Annotated in this window: 17 protein-coding genes; 11 read left to right on the top strand and 6 right to left on the bottom strand. The window is 62.1% G+C overall.

Annotated features, from left to right (window positions below):
* Positions 1-139: 139 nt before the first annotated feature.
* Together AWB76_RS14230 and AWB76_RS14235 are read right to left on the bottom strand one after the other, a co-directional pair.
* Positions 140-793: a response regulator gene (locus AWB76_RS14230; protein ID WP_061160765.1), complete on the bottom strand. Its 654-nt coding sequence runs from the start codon at positions 791-793 to the stop codon at positions 140-142.
* On the bottom strand, positions 790-2,136 hold the full coding sequence (locus AWB76_RS14235; RefSeq protein WP_244173350.1) for a PAS domain-containing sensor histidine kinase: 1,347 nt from the start codon (positions 2,134-2,136) through the stop codon (positions 790-792). The genes AWB76_RS14230 and AWB76_RS14235 overlap by 4 nt, the downstream gene beginning before the upstream one ends.
* A 120-nt stretch (positions 2,137-2,256) precedes the next feature.
* On the opposite strand from AWB76_RS14235, the gene AWB76_RS14240 reads away from it, so the two are divergent.
* The 7 genes from AWB76_RS14240 to AWB76_RS14270 all read left to right on the top strand — a co-directional run bounded on the left by AWB76_RS14240 (position 2,257) and on the right by AWB76_RS14270 (position 9,090).
* Positions 2,257-2,625: a hypothetical protein gene (locus tag AWB76_RS14240; protein WP_157696126.1), complete on the top strand. Its 369-nt coding sequence runs from the start codon at positions 2,257-2,259 to the stop codon at positions 2,623-2,625.
* A gap of 78 nt (positions 2,626-2,703) precedes the next feature.
* Positions 2,704-3,366: a GntR family transcriptional regulator gene (locus AWB76_RS14245; RefSeq protein ID WP_061160767.1), complete on the top strand. Its 663-nt coding sequence runs from the start codon at positions 2,704-2,706 to the stop codon at positions 3,364-3,366.
* A 195-nt stretch (positions 3,367-3,561) separates the two neighbouring features.
* Positions 3,562-4,878 carry an MFS transporter gene (locus AWB76_RS14250; protein ID WP_061160768.1) on the top strand — a complete coding sequence of 439 codons (1,317 nt, stop codon included), beginning with the start codon at positions 3,562-3,564 and terminating at the stop codon, positions 4,876-4,878.
* A 146-nt stretch (positions 4,879-5,024) separates the two neighbouring features.
* Positions 5,025-5,810, top strand: a complete 786-nt coding sequence (locus AWB76_RS14255) for an SDR family oxidoreductase (protein WP_061160769.1) — start codon at positions 5,025-5,027, stop codon at positions 5,808-5,810.
* Positions 5,811-5,823: 13 nt separating this feature from the next.
* Positions 5,824-6,957, top strand: coding sequence for a pyridoxal phosphate-dependent aminotransferase (locus tag AWB76_RS14260; protein WP_061160770.1), 1,134 nt, complete (start codon positions 5,824-5,826; stop codon positions 6,955-6,957).
* Between the two features lie 19 nt (positions 6,958-6,976).
* Complete coding sequence (locus AWB76_RS14265) at positions 6,977-7,858, top strand: alpha/beta fold hydrolase (RefSeq protein ID WP_061160771.1); 882 nt, start codon at positions 6,977-6,979, stop codon at positions 7,856-7,858.
* Entirely contained in the window at positions 7,855-9,090 is a 1,236-nt protein-coding gene (locus tag AWB76_RS14270) for a hydantoinase/carbamoylase family amidase (protein ID WP_061160772.1), read from the top strand. The genes AWB76_RS14265 and AWB76_RS14270 overlap by 4 nt, the downstream gene beginning before the upstream one ends.
* A gap of 51 nt (positions 9,091-9,141) precedes the next feature.
* Here AWB76_RS14270 and AWB76_RS14275 read toward each other — a convergent pair whose 3' ends face one another.
* Positions 9,142-10,047 carry a LysR family transcriptional regulator gene (locus AWB76_RS14275; protein WP_061160889.1) on the bottom strand — a complete coding sequence of 302 codons (906 nt, stop codon included), beginning with the start codon at positions 10,045-10,047 and terminating at the stop codon, positions 9,142-9,144.
* 101 nt (positions 10,048-10,148) lie between these two features.
* Between AWB76_RS14275 and AWB76_RS14280 the strand changes: the two genes are divergently transcribed.
* The 3 genes from AWB76_RS14280 (at position 10,149) to AWB76_RS42895 (ending at position 13,164) form a co-directional block, all read left to right on the top strand.
* On the top strand, positions 10,149-11,009 hold the full coding sequence (locus AWB76_RS14280; protein ID WP_061160773.1) for an alpha/beta fold hydrolase: 861 nt from the start codon (positions 10,149-10,151) through the stop codon (positions 11,007-11,009).
* A gap of 88 nt (positions 11,010-11,097) precedes the next feature.
* Positions 11,098-11,604: a YkgB family protein gene (locus AWB76_RS14285; protein WP_061160774.1), complete on the top strand. Its 507-nt coding sequence runs from the start codon at positions 11,098-11,100 to the stop codon at positions 11,602-11,604.
* A 129-nt stretch (positions 11,605-11,733) separates the two neighbouring features.
* Positions 11,734-13,164 carry an alpha/beta fold hydrolase gene (locus AWB76_RS42895; protein ID WP_061160775.1) on the top strand — a complete coding sequence of 477 codons (1,431 nt, stop codon included), beginning with the start codon at positions 11,734-11,736 and terminating at the stop codon, positions 13,162-13,164.
* A gap of 138 nt (positions 13,165-13,302) precedes the next feature.
* Here AWB76_RS42895 and AWB76_RS14295 read toward each other — a convergent pair whose 3' ends face one another.
* Entirely contained in the window at positions 13,303-13,644 is a 342-nt protein-coding gene (locus tag AWB76_RS14295; protein ID WP_061160776.1) for a YciI family protein, read from the bottom strand.
* A gap of 159 nt (positions 13,645-13,803) precedes the next feature.
* Here AWB76_RS14295 and AWB76_RS14300 point away from each other — a divergent pair, with 159 nt between their 5' ends.
* Positions 13,804-14,295, top strand: a complete 492-nt coding sequence (locus tag AWB76_RS14300) for a flavodoxin family protein (protein WP_061160890.1) — start codon at positions 13,804-13,806, stop codon at positions 14,293-14,295.
* Positions 14,296-14,361: 66 nt separating this feature from the next.
* On the opposite strand, the gene AWB76_RS14305 is transcribed toward AWB76_RS14300, so the two are convergent.
* Both AWB76_RS14305 and AWB76_RS14310 read right to left on the bottom strand, forming a co-directional pair.
* Positions 14,362-15,525: an acyl-CoA dehydrogenase family protein gene (locus tag AWB76_RS14305; protein WP_061160777.1), complete on the bottom strand. Its 1,164-nt coding sequence runs from the start codon at positions 15,523-15,525 to the stop codon at positions 14,362-14,364.
* A 21-nt stretch (positions 15,526-15,546) separates the two neighbouring features.
* A complete protein-coding gene (locus AWB76_RS14310; RefSeq protein ID WP_061160778.1) occupies positions 15,547-16,389 on the bottom strand; it encodes an HTD2 family dehydratase in 843 nt (280 codons plus the stop codon).
* Between the last annotated feature and the right edge of the window lie 166 nt (positions 16,390-16,555).

Consider the following 16,555-nt stretch of genomic DNA (forward strand, 5'->3'; position numbering starts at 1 on the left):
GATCCCGGCGTTTCGATACGCGGCGGATAAATCCATGCGTTCGATTATCGGCCGCGCCATCTCGAAATTAAATCGGCCGCGGCGGAAAGTGCTGTAGGGATTTTGGCGCGCGTGTAGGGAAATCCTGACAGACGAGCGCTTACGCGTTGCCGGTATCGTCGTCGAACAGCTCGTGGCGCACCGCATAACGCACGAGCGCTGCCTCGTGCGGCATCTGCATCTTCTCGAGAATACGGGCCTTGTACGTGCTGATGGTTTTCGCGCTGACACAGAGCGACTCGCCAATCTGATTGATGGATTCGCCCGCGCAAAGCCGCCGGAACACCTCGAATTCGCGGTCCGACAGGCGTTGATGCGGCAGGGCGTCGGCGGGCTCGGTGAGGCTTTGCGCAAAGCGCTCGGCCATCGCGATGCTCACGTACGCGCCGCCCGCGGCGACCTTGGCCACGGCGGTCAGCAGCTCCGTACTCGCGCTTTCCTTCGTCAGATATCCCGCCGCACCGCTCTTGAACGCCCGGGCGGCGTACTGCTGTTCGGCATGCATGGTCAGCACGAGAACGCGCAGCGCGGGCTTCTCCTCCTTGAGTTGCTTGAGCAGATCGAGACCGCTGCGACCCGGCATCGACAGGTCGAGGACCAGCACGTGCGCCGGCGTCGAGCGTACCAGCGCGAGCGTGCTCGCTGCGTCGCTGGCTTCGCCTGCCACTTCGAACCCGCTCGCATTGGCGAGAATGTGGCGGAGTCCCTCGCGTACCATCGCGTGATCGTCCGCAATCAGCACTTTCGTGGTCATGGTCGCGATTCCTTGTCTCGCACCGTCTCGCGCGGAAGGACGACTGTCAGCACGAAGCCGTTCTCCGGCATCGAATCGATGAAAACACGGCCGCCCAATGCATTCGCGCGTTCGCGTACGCCGAGCAGGCCGAACGGTTTGTTGCCGGCAGCGGGCAAGGCCGAGGCGCCGATGCCGTTATCGCCGACGCGCAGGACGCAGTGGTGGTCGCCGGCACTGAGCGAGAGATCGACGCGGCTCGCATGCGCATGCCGCACGACATTGGTCAGTGCTTCTTCAATGATACGAAAAACCGCCGTTGCTGCGTCGGAATCGAATACGAGATCGCCGGTATCGAGACTGTGTTTCACGTCGATGCCATAGCGCTGGATGAAATCGCCGACGAGCCAGTCGACCGCCGCCGCCAGTCCGAGGTCATCGAGCATGACGGGCCGCTGATGCGCGGCAATGCGCCTGAGCGACGCGATGTTTCGATCGATCAGTCCGACCATACGCTGCAATTGCGTGGCGACGCCATCGTTCAGCAAGGTATGCGTGCCAAGCTGCGCGTGCAGCGCGAATACGTTCATCTTCAGCGCGCTGAGCGTCTGCCCGAGATCGTCGTGCAGTTCCCGGGCGATGCGGCGTTTCTCCTGCTCGCGCAACTGCTGGAGATTGGCCGAGAGCGCGCGCAATTCCTCGCGCGACTGCCTGAGTTCGGCCTCGGCCTTCACGCGCTCGGTGACGTCGCGCAGAATCACCGTGAAGAGCTTGCCATCGTGCGATATCGACGCCTCGATGGGAAACTCTTCGCCGTCGGCGCGCAGCCCGTACAGCACGCGCTGCGGACCCATCCGACGATCCGACACGCCGGTGCTCCCGAACTGCCGCACCTGATGCTCGTGCGCCGCGCGGTAGCGCTCGGGAATGAAGCGCGACAGCGGCCCGCCGATGGCCTCGCTCGCGGCGCAACCAAAAACGCGCTCGGCCATCGGATTGAACAGCAGGATGCGCTGCGCGGCGTCGATCGTGATGATGGCGTCGGTCGTGGAGCGGATGATGCCGTCGAGCCGCGCGTGGCTCATGGCCGTCTGGCCGATAGTCGCGGGTCTGGCGCGGTGCGTGGCGCGAAGAAGCAACAGGCCCGCGAGCAACAGCGCGCACGTTGCGGCGGCTGCCAGGACCCACCGCCGTGCCGCGAGGCCGGGCGGGCATATCGTGGGCAGGTATTGCATGCCGGCCCACCAGACGCCGAGGAGTGCCGCTCCCGCGAGGATCGCTTGCGCGATAGAAACGCGCGACGGAGCATGGCGATCACCTGGACTGTCCGATAGCGCGGGATGCCGGCCTTCGTGCTCGTTCATATTGGCCTTCGGTTGTCGGCTGCACAATGAAGGAAGTGGGAATCGAGTCTGCAGGCAGGCGCCCGGATCGCGATTGACGCAAATCAAACGATCACGTCGCGGCGTCGATGAAACAGTCCCTTGACCTGGCTCAAGGGTGCGCAGCGTGACATCCGTACAGTCGACGGCATCCGCGCACGCCAGCGCATATCCGCATCACTCAAGGGGAGAGCCGTCATGTCACTCAAGGGAACGGTGGACGACGCCAACTGGACCGTCACCTGCACGACGGAACAAACGCAGAAAGGGATCGAATGTTCGATCAGCGTCGAGCAGCATGACGTCGATGGAGGGCGCTTCATGCACCGGTTCAAGCATGCCTGTACCTTCGACAACGAACGCGAGGCGGTCCTCGCCGGGTTGCGCGACGGCATGACGTGGGTTCGTCTCAAGGCCGAGCATACGATCAACTGGACCACCGACGACGCGACCGTCGCCAAGGGGGAATGAGAGGCAACGCCGAACCCCTCCTGACTCATGCGACAATCGTCCTCTTAGAAAATACAAGCATTGGGCCTGGAGATACATATGACCACGCGAGCGGATGAGATTCTGACGACGCTTGAGAGCGAAATTCTTTCCGGCCGTCTGCCGCCCGGCTCGCGGCTGGAGGAAACGGAACTCTCAGAGCGCTTCGAATGCTCGCGCACGCCGATTCGCGAAGCGCTGCGCCAGCTTGCGTCCGAAGCACTCGTCACCATGCGGCCGCGCCAGCCGGCAATGGTCGCCGCGCTGTCGGCGCGCAAGCTGCTGGAAATGTTTCAGGTCATGGCCGAACTCGAAGGACTGTGCGCGCGCCTCGCCGCGCGCCGCGCGACGCCGCAGCAGATCGCGCGGCTGCGCGACACGCAGGTCGAATTGCGCGGCGCGCTCGATGCCGACCAGGTCGACAGCTTCTACGAGATCAATCGCCGCTTTCACGAACTCGTCTATGAGGCGAGCCAGAACGAATTCCTCGCGGATCAGACGCGCGGCCTGCGCAACCGCGTGTCGATCTATCGAAAGATGGTCACGCAAAAAGTGCGGCGCCGTCTCGATACGGTCGACGAACACGAACAGGTAATCGCCGCCATCGAGCGCGGCGACGGCGACACGGCCGCCAAGGCCATGTCCGCGCACGTCAATCTGCTCGGCGAGCAGATGCTCGACTTCATCGCCCTGTTCCCGGAACCCGCTGAAGCCGTCGAGTAAGCGCGCTTCATCCCCGGAAGGTTATCGACGCTTGCCGCCAAGGCACGGCGCGTCTCCGCACTCGCCCTTTTTTTGAAAATCTCCTTGTCATGTATTTTGTATCGGTATTATATGGATACAAGAAATCCGACATGAAATACAAAATGTCGGGTTTTCACCGACAACACCGGCCGATGCCGACACAAGGAGCAGGCGATGAGCGACACGCTGCATGCCGCGAGCGACGTAGAGCAAGCGCAGAGAACCGAAGACCGCGTATACCGGAAGGTCACGATGCGGCTCATCCCGTTCCTGATCCTCTGCTATGTCGCCGCGTATCTTGATCGCGTGAACATCGGCTTTGCGAAGCTGCAGATGCTGAGCGACCTGCAGTTCAGCGAAACCATCTACGGACTGGGCGCGGGCGTGTTCTTCATCGGCTATTTCCTGTTCGAGGTGCCCAGCAATCTGATGATGCAGCGCGTCGGCGCGAAGGCGTGGATCGCGCGGATCATGGTGACGTGGGCGCTCATTTCCGGCGCGTTCTTCTTCGTGCAGACGCCGACGCAGTTCTACGTGCTGCGGTTTCTGCTCGGTTCGGCCGAAGCGGGCTTCTATCCGGGCGTCGTGTTGTATCTGATGCAGTGGTATCCGGCGCGCCGCCGCTCGCATGTGCTCGCCATTTTCATGGTCGGCATTCCGCTCGCGGGCATCATCGGCGGGCCGTTGTCGGGCTGGATTCTGGAGGCGTTCAACGGTGCGCACGGCCATCCGGGCTGGCGCTGGTTGTTTCTCGTCGAAGCGGTGCCGTCGCTCGTGCTCGGTATCGCGGCGTTCTTCTATCTGAAGAACCGGCCGTCCGATGCGACCTGGCTTACGCGCGAGGAAGCCCGTCTGATCACCAATGCGCTCGATACGCCCGGCGACCGTCACGGGCGCATTTCCGAAACCGTCGGCCAGGTGTTCCGCGATCCGCGCATGCTGCTGATGGCGCTGATCTACTTCTGCGTGATCATGGGCCAGTACGGTCTGACTTTCTGGATGCCCACGCTCATCAAGGCGTCCGGCGTGTCGGGCGCGCTGAAAATCGGGGTGCTGTCGGCCATTCCGTTCGCGGTCGGCGCCATCGCGATGGTCTCGTTCGGGCGCAACTCGGACCGCACCGGCGAGCGCCGCTGGCATCTGATCGTGCCGATGTTAATCGGCGCGGCCGGCTATGCGATCACGGCGTCGTCGGGGTCGAACGTGCCGCTGGCGCTCGTCGGCCTGTCGCTCGCGGCGGCGGGCGTGCTGACGCCGGGGCCGCTGTTCTGGGCGTTGCCATCGGCGATTCTCGCGGGAACCGGCGCGGCGGCGGGCATCGCGGCGATCAACGCCTTCGCCGGTCTCGCAGGATTCGTCAGTCCGTATCTGATCGGCTGGCTGCGCGACCTAACGCATACGTCCGTGATCGCGATGTACGTCTCCGGCGGCGTGCTGGTCGTCGGCGCGGCCATGATCCTGCTGATACCGGCCAAGCTCGTGAATCGCTGATTCGCGCCCATTCTCATCGTTCGTCACAAAAACGGCATGCCGTAACGCATGCCGTTTTTTTGTTCCCGACGCTGGTGTTTTGTATTTTTAGATGGTAGTTTATGTATTCGTACAGTGGTTTTGTGGATACACAAGGGGCGACACACATGGAACTGAACTTCAAGGGCAAGTCGGCGCTGATCACCGGCGCATCGAAGGGAATCGGACTGGCGACGGCGTGGGCGTTCGCTGCGGAGGGAATCGAGGAGCTGTATCTGGCGGCGCGCTCCGCCGATGCATTGCATCGCGCGCAGGATGAAATCGCAACTAAGCACGGCACGCGCGTGCACGTGTACGCGACCGATCTGTCGGTCACGCAAAACGCCATCGAACTCGCGCGCGCCTGCTCGAACGTCGACATCCTCGTGAACAATGCCGCCGATTCCAGCCCCGGCCCGCTCGACAAGATGACCGACGAGCAATGGCGCGCGAGCCTCGACATGAAGATCTTTTCCTACGTGACGTTGACGCGTGAACTGTATGCGTCGATGAAGCAGCGCGGCAGCGGCGTGATCGTCAACGACATCGGCAATTCGGGGGAGAACTGGGACGCGAACTACATCATCGGTTCGACGGGCAACGCCGCGATGATGGCCTTCACGCGCGCGATCGGCGGCTGGGCGCTGGACGACGGCATCCGCGTGGTCGGCGTGAATCCGGGGCCGGTTGCGACCGATCGCATGGTCAAGCTCATGAAGCGGCGCGCGCTCGACTGGTACAACGACGAGAGCCGCTGGGAAGAACTCTTCGACAAATATCCGGGCAAGCGCGCGGCGCAGGCCGAGGAAGTCGCCGATCTCATCGTGTGGCTCGCGTCGGAACGCGCGGGGTACATCACGGGCACGGTCGTGACCATCGACGGCGGCATCGCATCGCGCCGCTCGATCATCTGAAGGAGCCGCAAACATGCGCCGATTCGAGGAACGCAACGCCTATTTCGACCGCCTCTGCAACAGCGAAGGACTGATGTGGCTCGGTCAGAACACCAATCACTTCGAGCCGCATCCGGCCGTGCGTCAGGCCGTGATCGACGCGCTCGACGGCGGCGAGTATCACGCGTACGCGCCGCCGCTCGGCTTCGAGGAACTGCGCCAGTTGATTCGCGATGACATCGGCCTGTCCGATGCATCCGTGATGATCACGGACGGCGCCGTCGAAGCGCTATACAACGTGTGCCGCAACATCTGCGAAGCGGGCAAGGACTTCGTCACGACGAATCCGAGCTGGGCCTGGCCGATGCAGTTCGCCGCGCGCGCCGGTTCGCGCGTGATCGAAGTGCCGATCTATTCGCCGGAACAGAAGTACAAGCTCACGCCCGCGCAACTGCGCGCGGCGGTCAACGAGAACACGGGTGTCATTTATCTCGTCGATCCCAACAATCCGCTCGGCACCTGCCATACCGAAGACGAGATTCGCGAATTCGCGGAGATCGCGCGATCGGTCGGCGCGTACTTCATCCACGACGCGACGTACTTCCAGTTCGCGGATCACTTCACGCCGGCGTATCGCTTCTATCCCGAGAAGACCATCGTCACGTACAGCTTTTCGAAGTGGCTCGGTCTTGCGGGCATGCGGCTCGGCGCGGTGATCGCACATCCGGATCTGATCGAGCGTTTTGCGTCCGCGCCGCCGAATAACCTCGGCAGCAACGTGTTGTCGCAGCGCGCGGCCATCGCGGGATTGCGCACGAAGGCCGAATGGTTTCCTGAGATCAACCGGCGCCAGCGGCGCAATCAGGCGGCTGTGGTCGAAGCGGCGAAGAACGTCGAAGGACTGAGCGTGCCGGTGTTTCCGTCGCAGGCGAACCTGCTCGTGGTGGAAACGATCGGCGCGGGCATCACGCCCGAAGCGCTCGTCGAAGCGTTTCAGAAAGAGCGCGTGATGATCCGTCAGGGCGCGTATCACACGGCGCAGTTCGGACATCGCTTCGTCAAGGTGAGCCTGACGGTGCCGGAAGCGTGGGCGGATTGCTTCTGCGAATTGCTGCCGTCGATGGTCGAGCACGCGCGTTCGATCAAGGAACCCGCGAATCAATTCTGACTTTCGACGAGGACTGGACATGCCGTATCTGACGACATCGGATGACGTGAAGCTGTATTACGAGGAGGCGGGCGAGGGCACGCCAATCGTGTTCGTGCATGAATTCGGCGGCGATCTGCGCAGTTGGGAGCCGCAGATGCGCTACTTCAGCCGGCGCTATCGATGCATCGCGTTCGCGGCGCGCGGCTACACGCCGTCCGACGTGCCCGACGACATCGAACAGTATTCGCAGGCGATCGCCGCGCGCGATATCCGCGACGTGCTCGATGCGCTGAAGATCGATCGCGCGCATATCGTCGGCCTGTCGATGGGCGGCTTCGCGACGCTGCATTTCGGGCTCGATTACGCGGATCGCGCGCGTTCGCTCGTGGTCGCGGGCGCGGGCTACGGCGCGGAAAAGGAGTTCGAGGCCTACTTCCGCGAAGTGTCGCTCGAAGTCGCGAAGCAGTTCGATACGCAAGGCGCGCCGCAGTTCGCGAAGACGTATTCGCTCGCGGCATCGCGCATTGCGTTTCAGGTGAAGGACCCGCGCGGCTGGCTCGAATTCGCGACGATGCTCGGCGAACATTCGGCGCGCGGTTCCGCGCTCACGATGCGCGGCGTGCAGGCGCGACGTCCGTCCATCTACGACCTCGACGCGCGCCTGAAAGCGATGACGGTGCCCACGCTCGTCGTCGTCGGCGATGAGGACGATCACTGTCTGCAGCCCGGCATCTTCCTGAAGCGCACGGTGCCCGCGAGCGGACTCGTCGTCATGCCGAAGACGGGCCACACGCTGAACCTCGAAGAGCCGGCGCTCTTCAATCAGCACATCGCCGAATTTCTCGCGATGGTCGAAAACAATCGCTGGCTGCCGCGCGATTCGCGCGCGGTGCCCGCACAAATCATGAAGACGTCATGAGCGCGAGTGCGTATGTCGATGAAAAACGCCTTGCGCAACGGCTCGCGGCGATGGCGCGTATCGGCGCAACGGAGAACGGTGGCGTGAATCGTCAGGCGCTGTCGGCGGAAGACGCGGCGGCGCAGCGCCAGCTCGTGCAGTGGGGCGAGGCGCTCGGCCTGAAACCGTCGATCGATGCCATCGGCAATCTGTTTCTGCGGCTCGAAGGCGCGGACGCGGGCGCGCCGCCCGTGCTGACCGGCTCGCATCTGGACAGCCAGCCGACCGGCGGCAAGTTCGACGGCGTGTTCGGCGTGCTGGCGGCGTTCGAAGCGGTGGAAGCGATCATCGCATCGGGCGTGAAGCCGCGCGTATCGATCGATATCGTCGCGTGGATGAACGAGGAAGGATCGCGATTCGCGCCGGGCATGATGGGCTCGGCCGTGTTCGCCGGCGAGCGCGCGCTCGATGCCACGCTCGCCGTCGTCGACAAGCACGATGTGAGCGTGAAAGAAGCGCTCGCCGAAGTGCGCGAAAGCCTGCGCGACGTGCCCGAACGCGTGCTGGGAGAACGCGTGTCGGCGTATGTTGAGGCGCACATCGAGCAAGGTCCGCATCTGGAGAACGAAGGGCTTACGATCGGCGTGGTGACCGGCATTCAGGGCAAGCGCACGTTCAAGGTTCGTGTGGACGGCGAGGCGGCGCACGCCGGCACATCGACGCGCGCCGAGCGCAAGGATGCGCTGCTCGCCGCCATCGCGATGGTGCAGGCGCTCGCCGACGAGATGCACGACGACGAGGACATCGTGAAATTCACGGTCGGGCGCTTCGACGTGAAGCCGAGCGCGCCGTCGGTCGTGCCGAGTGCGGTGGATTTTTCCATCGACTTGCGTCATCCGGACTCCGAAATGTTACGCGTGTTGGGCGATCGGATCGCACCGATCTGCGAGGCGAACGCGGGCGTGTGCGCGGTGCGCGTGACGGAGCTTTCGTCCGCGATATCGCTCGATTTTCCTGAACCGATGCGCGCGCTGGTCCGCCAGGCGGCTTTGCGTTTGGACCTGCCGCATCGGGACATTCTCTCGACGGCGGGTCACGACGCGCGCTATCTTCATTACGTGTGCCCGTCCGCGATGATTTTCGTGCCGTCGCATCTCGGCCTCACTCACTGCGAGGCTGAATATACATCGTCGTCTGATCTCGCGGCGGGGGCAAAGGTGCTCGCGGATGTGTTGCGCGAACTTACCGCGTAGGGCGCAGTTTAGCCTTGGGTCGCGCGGGGCTCGACCGGGAGGCTCGCATTCTCAAAGACTCGCTTCCATCACGCGATCCCGCAATCGCGGAACCACGAAGTCGACGAATGTGCGCAGTTTCAGAGGCAGCCTGCGTTGCCTGTCATAGACGAGGTGAACCGGGCGTGGTTTAGGCTCGAATCTCTCCAGGACGACGCGCAAACGCTGCTGCCGTACATGTTCGACCACCTGATAGGACATGGCCCGAACCAGTCCTGCGCCCGAAAGCCCGGCATCGATGGCGGCATCGATGGTATTGACGCTCAACCGCGGCCGTATCGGCGTGTTGATCTCGACGCCATCGGACCAGAAGCTCCATCGCGCCGGCGCCGATATGCTTTCGAACGAGATCACGCTGTGAAGCACGAGTTCGTCCGGTCCGGCGGGCTCGCCCCGAGTATCGAGATATAGCGGACTGCCGCACACAACGCGCCTGATCGAGCCTAACCCGACCGCCACCAGGTTACTGTCCGGAAGATCCCCGACTCGCAGTGCCACATCCACCTGATCGTCAAGAAAATGGGTGACGCGGTCGGTCAGGACCAGGCCCACCGACACCTCCGGATACGAAGCCAGGAAGCGCGTTACAACGGGCAACACGTGCAGCCTGCCGAACATGATCGGCGCAGTCACGACCAGGTCGCCTTTCGGCTCCGCATACTCCCCCGCCGCAGTGCGCTCCGCTTCGACCACCTGCTCGAGAATCGCTTTCGCTGACGCTGCGTAGGACCGGCCCGCCGGAGTCAGTTCGAGCCCCTTCGCTGAGCGGATCAGCAGCGTGGCTTTCAGGTGTGTCTCCAGATCGGCCGTCTTGCGGCTGATCGTGGCAAGCGGCACGCCCAATTTTCGGCCTGCCTTCGAAAAACTCCCGGTTTCCACTGCGGCGAGAAATACCGCCATTGCATCGAGCTGGTCCATGGCCTTCCAGAAAATGAGAGGTCGCTTCCACATCTTAGTGTCTATCGCCGTTCTCTGGAAATGCGCAGACTGGTTTCACGACGCGCAACCAGGAGCCAACGATGAACACGCACACCTGCCATCGCACAGTAGAAGTGAACGGCCGGAAGATTTTCTATCGGGAGGCGGGTGACCGGAAGTCGCCGACGATTCTCCTTTTGCACGGCCTGCCGACCAGCAGCCGAATGTATCGTGACCTGATGCCGGCACTGGCGGACCGGTTTCATCTGATCGCTCCGGATTACATAGGCTTCGGTCATTCGGACGCGCCGCGGCGCCTCGAATTCGAGTACACGTTCGACAATCTGACGGCACACGTCTCGGGCTTGATCGATGCGCTCGAACTCGACTCGTACATTCTCTACTTGCAGGACTACGGTGGTCCTATTGGTTTTCGTCTCTTCACGCAGCGTCCCGAGCGTGTGAACGGCTTTGTTATCCAGAATGCCAACGCGTACATGGAAGGCGTCGGCGACGCACCGAAGAAGCTTCTGCTGCCGTTGTGGGCGAAGCGGACACCCGAGACGGAGAAGCCGGCACGCGATTTCCTCAGCCTCGAAGGAACGCGATATCAATGGCTGGTCGGTGCAAAGCATCCTGAGGCGATTAATCCGGATAACTGGGTTTTGGACCAGGCGCTGCTCGACCGTCCAGGCGTGCAGGATTATCAGGTCGATCTTCTCGAAGACTACAAGTCGAACATCGGGCTCTACGCGACGTGGCAGCAGGCGTTCCGTGACCATGCGCCGAAAACGCTGATCGTCTGGGGAAAGAACGATCCGTTCTTCATTCCACCCGGCGCGCGAGCATATTTGGGTGACCTTCCACATGCAAAGCTCGTCTGGCTCGATGCCGGGCATTTCGTTCTCGACGAAAACGCGACTCAGGTCGCAGCGGAAATCAAGTCGGTATTTATCGCTTGAGCAGGGCCGTCGACTCGCAACGCAACCTCAGACTGGTTGCGAGTGAGAGGCTATTTCTCTGGTTATTTTATTTACACGGAGTTTCATCATGGCATCGATTCATCAATCGACGTTGTCGGAGTTTGCAATCGCGGAGCGATCCTCAGGGACTTACATCTCGCAGGCTTTGCTGCGATGGTCGCTGGTTGTCGTGTTCATGTGGTTTGGAGGTATGAAGTTCACGAGCTACGAGGCGCATGGCATTGCTCCGTTCATCGCGAATAGCCCGATCATGAGCTGGTTGCACGCGGCATTCGGCATTCAGGGTGCAAGTTATGTGATCGGCACGATCGAACTGTCTACCGGCGTTGCGCTTGCAGCCGGCGCATTCGTTCCGCTGTTCTCCGCGCTCGGCGCAGCGATGTCCGCGATGACATACCTGATCACGTTGACTTTCTTTGTCACGACACCGGGGGTAGCGGAAGCAACTGCCGGCGGATTCCCCGCGATTTCCGCGCTGCCAGGTCAGTTTCTGCTGAAGGACCTGGTGCTTCTCGCGGCTTCGTTCAGTCTCCTGGCGACGTCGTTGCCGCGCCTGTTCTCCCGGTCACGTTGACTGATCTCCGGCGCTGCGCGGCCACGTAAGTCGCGCAGTTCCACACACATTCGTCTACCGCAAGGACCGATCTCGCCTCGATCTCGTGTCCGCACTCGCCTCGACTTTTTGGCCGAACTGGAGGTTGTCATGTCTGCTACGCCCACTTATCAAACGGTCTCTGTTGCCGATCGTCGCACGGGATCGACCATCGATGTGTTCTACCGCAATGCCGGACACAAGGACGCTCCGGTCGTCCTTTTGCTGCACGGCTTTCCGACGTCGAGCCACCAGTTTCGCGGGCTCATCGCCCGGCTCGCCGACAAATATCGTGTGGTCGCCCCCGACTTGCCGGGCTTTGGCTTCTCCGATGCACCTGCAGCCAGCACCTTTACCTATACGTTCGACCATCTGGCCGAAGTGGTCGAAAGCTTTACCGATACGATCGGCCTAAATCGTTACGCGCTTTATGTTTTCGACTACGGCGCGCCCGTCGGCTTTCGACTGGCTGCGTCGCGACCGGAGCGCGTGAGCGCGCTGATTTCACAGAACGGCAATGCCTATGAGGAAGGTCTCAGTGAGGCCTGGAATCCGATTCGCACTTACTGGGAAGCGGACACGGACGAGAACCGCAGTAACCTCCGCGCGTTCCTGAAGTCCGAGACGACTTCATTTCAGTACATGCACGGGGAGTCGGATACATCGCTGATCACCCCCGAGTCGTACACGCTCGACCAGCATTTTCTCGATCGACCCGGCAACGCCGACATTCAACTCGATCTGTTCCGCGACTACAAATCGAACGTGGCGGCGTATCCGCGTTTCCACGAATATTTCCGTACTCATCGTCCACCGACGCTGGCTGTCTGGGGAAAGAACGATCCATTTTTTCTGCCCGCGGGTGCAGAAGCCTTCCGGAGAGATCTTCCGGAGACGGAAGTTCACTTCGTCGACGCCGGTCACTTTCCGTTAGAAACGCATCTCGACGAAGTCGCGGCGATCGTTCGGGCATTTCTGGCACGGACGGTGGATTCGGCGCAAGGTGCGTCTCTGTTCGGAGTGCTTGGAGATTCACATGCACCTGCCGAGGCGAAAGGGTTGCTCGATGTCATGCATGGCGTGTTCGGCTTCGTGCCTAACCTGGGTTATGCGATTGCCGCGGAGCCGTCGGCGCTCGGCGCTTATATCTCGATGCTTCAGGCGCTTGGGGAGAGTTCGCTCGACCCCGTCGCTCAGCAAGTCGCGATGGTCTCCGCAAGCCGCGCAAACTCCGCGGAATACGGAATTGCCGTGCACGCAACGCTTGCAGCCAAACTTGGCGCGTCGGCTGAAGTCGTCCAGGCATTGCGCAACGGTGGCACGATTGACGATCCCCGGCTGGAAGCAGTGCGTCGCTTTGCCGGGGCAATCGCGACGAACCGGACGCAGGTATCGGACAGCGACGTCAATGCCCTGAAAGCCGCGGGATTCGATCGCCGTGCGATGGTTGCTATCGCATTGGCCGCTGCCGCGAAGACACTCGTCAATACGGTAGCTCATCTCTCGCGGCCGGAAATCGACGAGGCTTTCCGGGGCGAGTAGTGCAATGACGGGAAGGCGTTTGTTTTAGGTGCTTCCGATCTGCCACCGCCTGCAAAAAGTCCTCGTAGGCAGACGCGCCGGCGCAAGCCTCGGGTGGCGTGCCGCCGCCTCGTTCGCATCCGGCTGCGACCCCGCCGGTCAACTCTCCGGGTCGTATCCGAACTCGCGGAGTTCCTGTGAACAGCGGCAGGCCTTGGCGATTCTCGCGGCCCATTCGACGGCGGCTTCGCGCGACGGAAGTTCCAGGACGCAGAAGCCGCCGTCGAACTCCTTGGTCTGCGGGTAGGTCTCGTTCGTGGCAGTGCCGTCAGCGGCGACCATCAGCGGCGCGACGTGCTCGTTAACACCACCGCCGAACACATAGACGCCAGCTTCCTTCGCCTCGCGTATGACCGCGCGCGCCGCTTCGCCAACCGCAGGCATGTCTTCGTCGGAGATGTCCATCGCCGATGCGGGGAAGGAGATAAGGTACTTCGTCATCGTTCGATCCTCCGGGTGTGGGTTCGCTCGCCGGTCGGGCTATCTCGCGCCGCGATGAGGCTGGGCTATTCCGGCGACTTCTGTTGGATCGTCTCAACGATACACTGAATGGGCGAAAATACAGTCTGCAAAAAACCGGAACGGGAACACGCAGCCGCCATGAAGAAGTTATTGATCGTCTATCACACGATGACCGGAGGCACGCAACAAATGGCCGAGGCAGCAGCGGCCGCCGCTCGGGAGCAGTCCGGTGTCTCGGTCGACATGAAGCGGGCCGTCGAAACAGGTCCGGACGACGTGCTCCAGGCCGACGGCTATCTCTTCGCAACGCCGGAGAACCTCGCGACGATGTCGGGTCTGATGAAGGACTTCTTCGACCGCTGCTACTACCCGGCGCTCGATCGCGTGAACGGACGTCCGTATGCGGCGATGATCTGTGCCGGCAGCGATGGGCAAGGCGCATTGCGCCAGATCGAACGCATCGCCACGGGATGGCGTCTCAAAGCCGTGGCGCCGGGCATCATCGTCTGTACGCATGCACAGACGCCGGAGCGCATTCTGGCGCGCAAGGTCATCGGCAGGGCCGACCTTGCGCGCTGCGCAGAGCTCGGCGCGGGATTGGCGGCCGGGCTCTCGCTTGGCGTGTTCTAGCGTCGCATCGACGTCGAACGTTCGGCTCTGCGTACGAGCGATTACGGTCAATGCAGATGCGCGGAATCAGAAGGATCGCGGCAGACCGAGAATATGCTCGGCGACGTAGGACAGGATGAGATTCGTCGAAATCGGCGCGACCTGATATAGACGCGTTTCGCGGAATTTACGCTCGACGTCGTATTCGGATGCGAAGCCGAACCCGCCATGAAATTGCAGACACGCGTTCGCGGCCTCCCATGAGGCATCGGCGGCCAGCAGCTTCGCCATGTTGGCTTGCGCGCCGCAGTGCTCATGCTTGTCGAAAAGCTCGCACGCCTTGTAGCGCATGAGGTTCGCCGCTTCGACATTGACCAGCGCCCGCGCGATGGGAAACTGCACGCCCTGATTCTGTCCGATCGGCCGGCCGAAGACCACGCGCTCCTTCACGTACTGCGACACCTTGTCGATGAACCAGTAACCATCGCCGATGCATTCCGCCGCGATCAGCGTGCGCTCCGCGTTGAGGCCGTCGAGAATGTACTTGAAGCCCATGCCTTCCTCGCCGATCAGGTTGTCGGCGGGAATCTCCAGGTTGTCGAAGAACAGCTCGTTGGTCTCGTGATTGACCATGTTCGGGATCGGGCGAACCGTCATGCCGTGGCCGATCGCTTCGCGCAGATCGACGAGAAAGATCGACATGCCTTCGCTCTTCTTCGTGACATCGGCGAGCGGCGTGGTGCGCGCAAGAAGAATCATCAGATCCGAATGCTGGATGCGCGAGATCCAGACCTTCTGCCCGTTGATGACATAACGATCGCCCTTGCGATGCGCGGTCGTCTTGATCTTCGTCGTGTCGGTACCGGTCGTCGGCTCGGTCACGCCCATCGACTGAAGGCGTAATGCGCCCGAGGCGATCTGCGGCAGATAACGTTCCTTCTGCTCTTTCGAGCCGTGCCGCAGCAACGTGCCCATGTTGTACATCTGGCCATGACACGCGCCCGAGTTGCCGCCCGAGCGATTGATCTCTTCCATGATGACCGATGCTTCCGTCAGGCCAAGCCCCGAACCGCCGTAGTCTTGCGGGATCAGTGCGGCGAGCCATCCGGCTTTGGTGAGCGCATCGACGAAAGCTTCAGGATAGCCGCGTTCTTCATCGACCTTGCGGAAGTATTCGGATGGAAACTGCGCGCAGAGATCGCGCACGGCATCGCGAATGTCCTGATGAGCATCGGCGGTGGTATTGAACATGATGAGATCTTCCGGAGCGGGTTAGGCGAGCGTGGCGCGGGCGGTCATGCCGATCCACCCTTCGTGGTCGTTCGACCATAACTCCACCGTCTTGCCATCCGCCGACGGCTTGCCGCACAGATGAAGCGCGTTTCCGGCGAAGCAGGGACGCATGGCCTTGAACGCGAACTCGACGACGCGGCCATCGGGACGCTGTCTGCGCACGAGATCGAGGAGCAGCGTGGCGATCAACGGACCATGCACGACGAGGCCGGGATAACCTTCGACCTCGGTGACGTAAGGTTTGTCGTAGTGAATGCGATGACCGTTGAATGTCAGCGCCGAGTATCGGAAGAGCAGCACTTCGTCGGGAACCAGCGTACGTTGCCACGTGGCATCGGCGGGCGCGGCGGTCGGCGTGGGCGCGGGTGCGCCGGGCGCGGCCGGCTCGCGATAGACGATGTCGTGTTCTTCCTCGATAGCGAGCGCGCCATCGCACGAAATGCGATGCGCGACGGTCACGAAGCCGAGCTTGCCGGTCCTGCCTTGCTTCTCGGTCACATCGAGAATGCGCGACTCGCGCGCGATCGTCTTGCCGACGATGATCGGCGATTCGAAACGAAGCCGTCCGCCCGCCCACATGCGGCGCGGCAGGCCCAGATCGGGCAGAAAGTCGCCCTTTTTCGGATGCCCGTCTTCCGCGATCAAGGACTGCGCGGCGGACGGACGAAAGAAAATCCAGTGCCACAAGGGCGGAAGCGCGTCGCCGTCGATCGGCGGCTGAGCGTAATCGAGCGTTGCGCTGAGTCCGGCTGCGTGCGTGGGCGCGACGAAATCGGCGGCTTGTTCGGTACGTTCCTGAAAGGCTTCGGACCGGCTATTCATGCTTGTCTCCTGACGGCCAGCTGTTCGTTGTCGGTGGAACAAGTCTAAGGGAATCGTTCGAAGCGCGGAAATACCCGTTCTATGTGCCAGTCATGGAGCGATCCTGTTGCAGCGGCCTCTTCCTCGTCCTCGGGAAAGCATGTCGAGTGGTTCGACTTCATCGTTT

This window comes from Caballeronia temeraria, assembly GCF_001544795.2.
Taxonomy (GTDB): Bacteria; Pseudomonadota; Gammaproteobacteria; order Burkholderiales; family Burkholderiaceae; genus Caballeronia; species Caballeronia temeraria.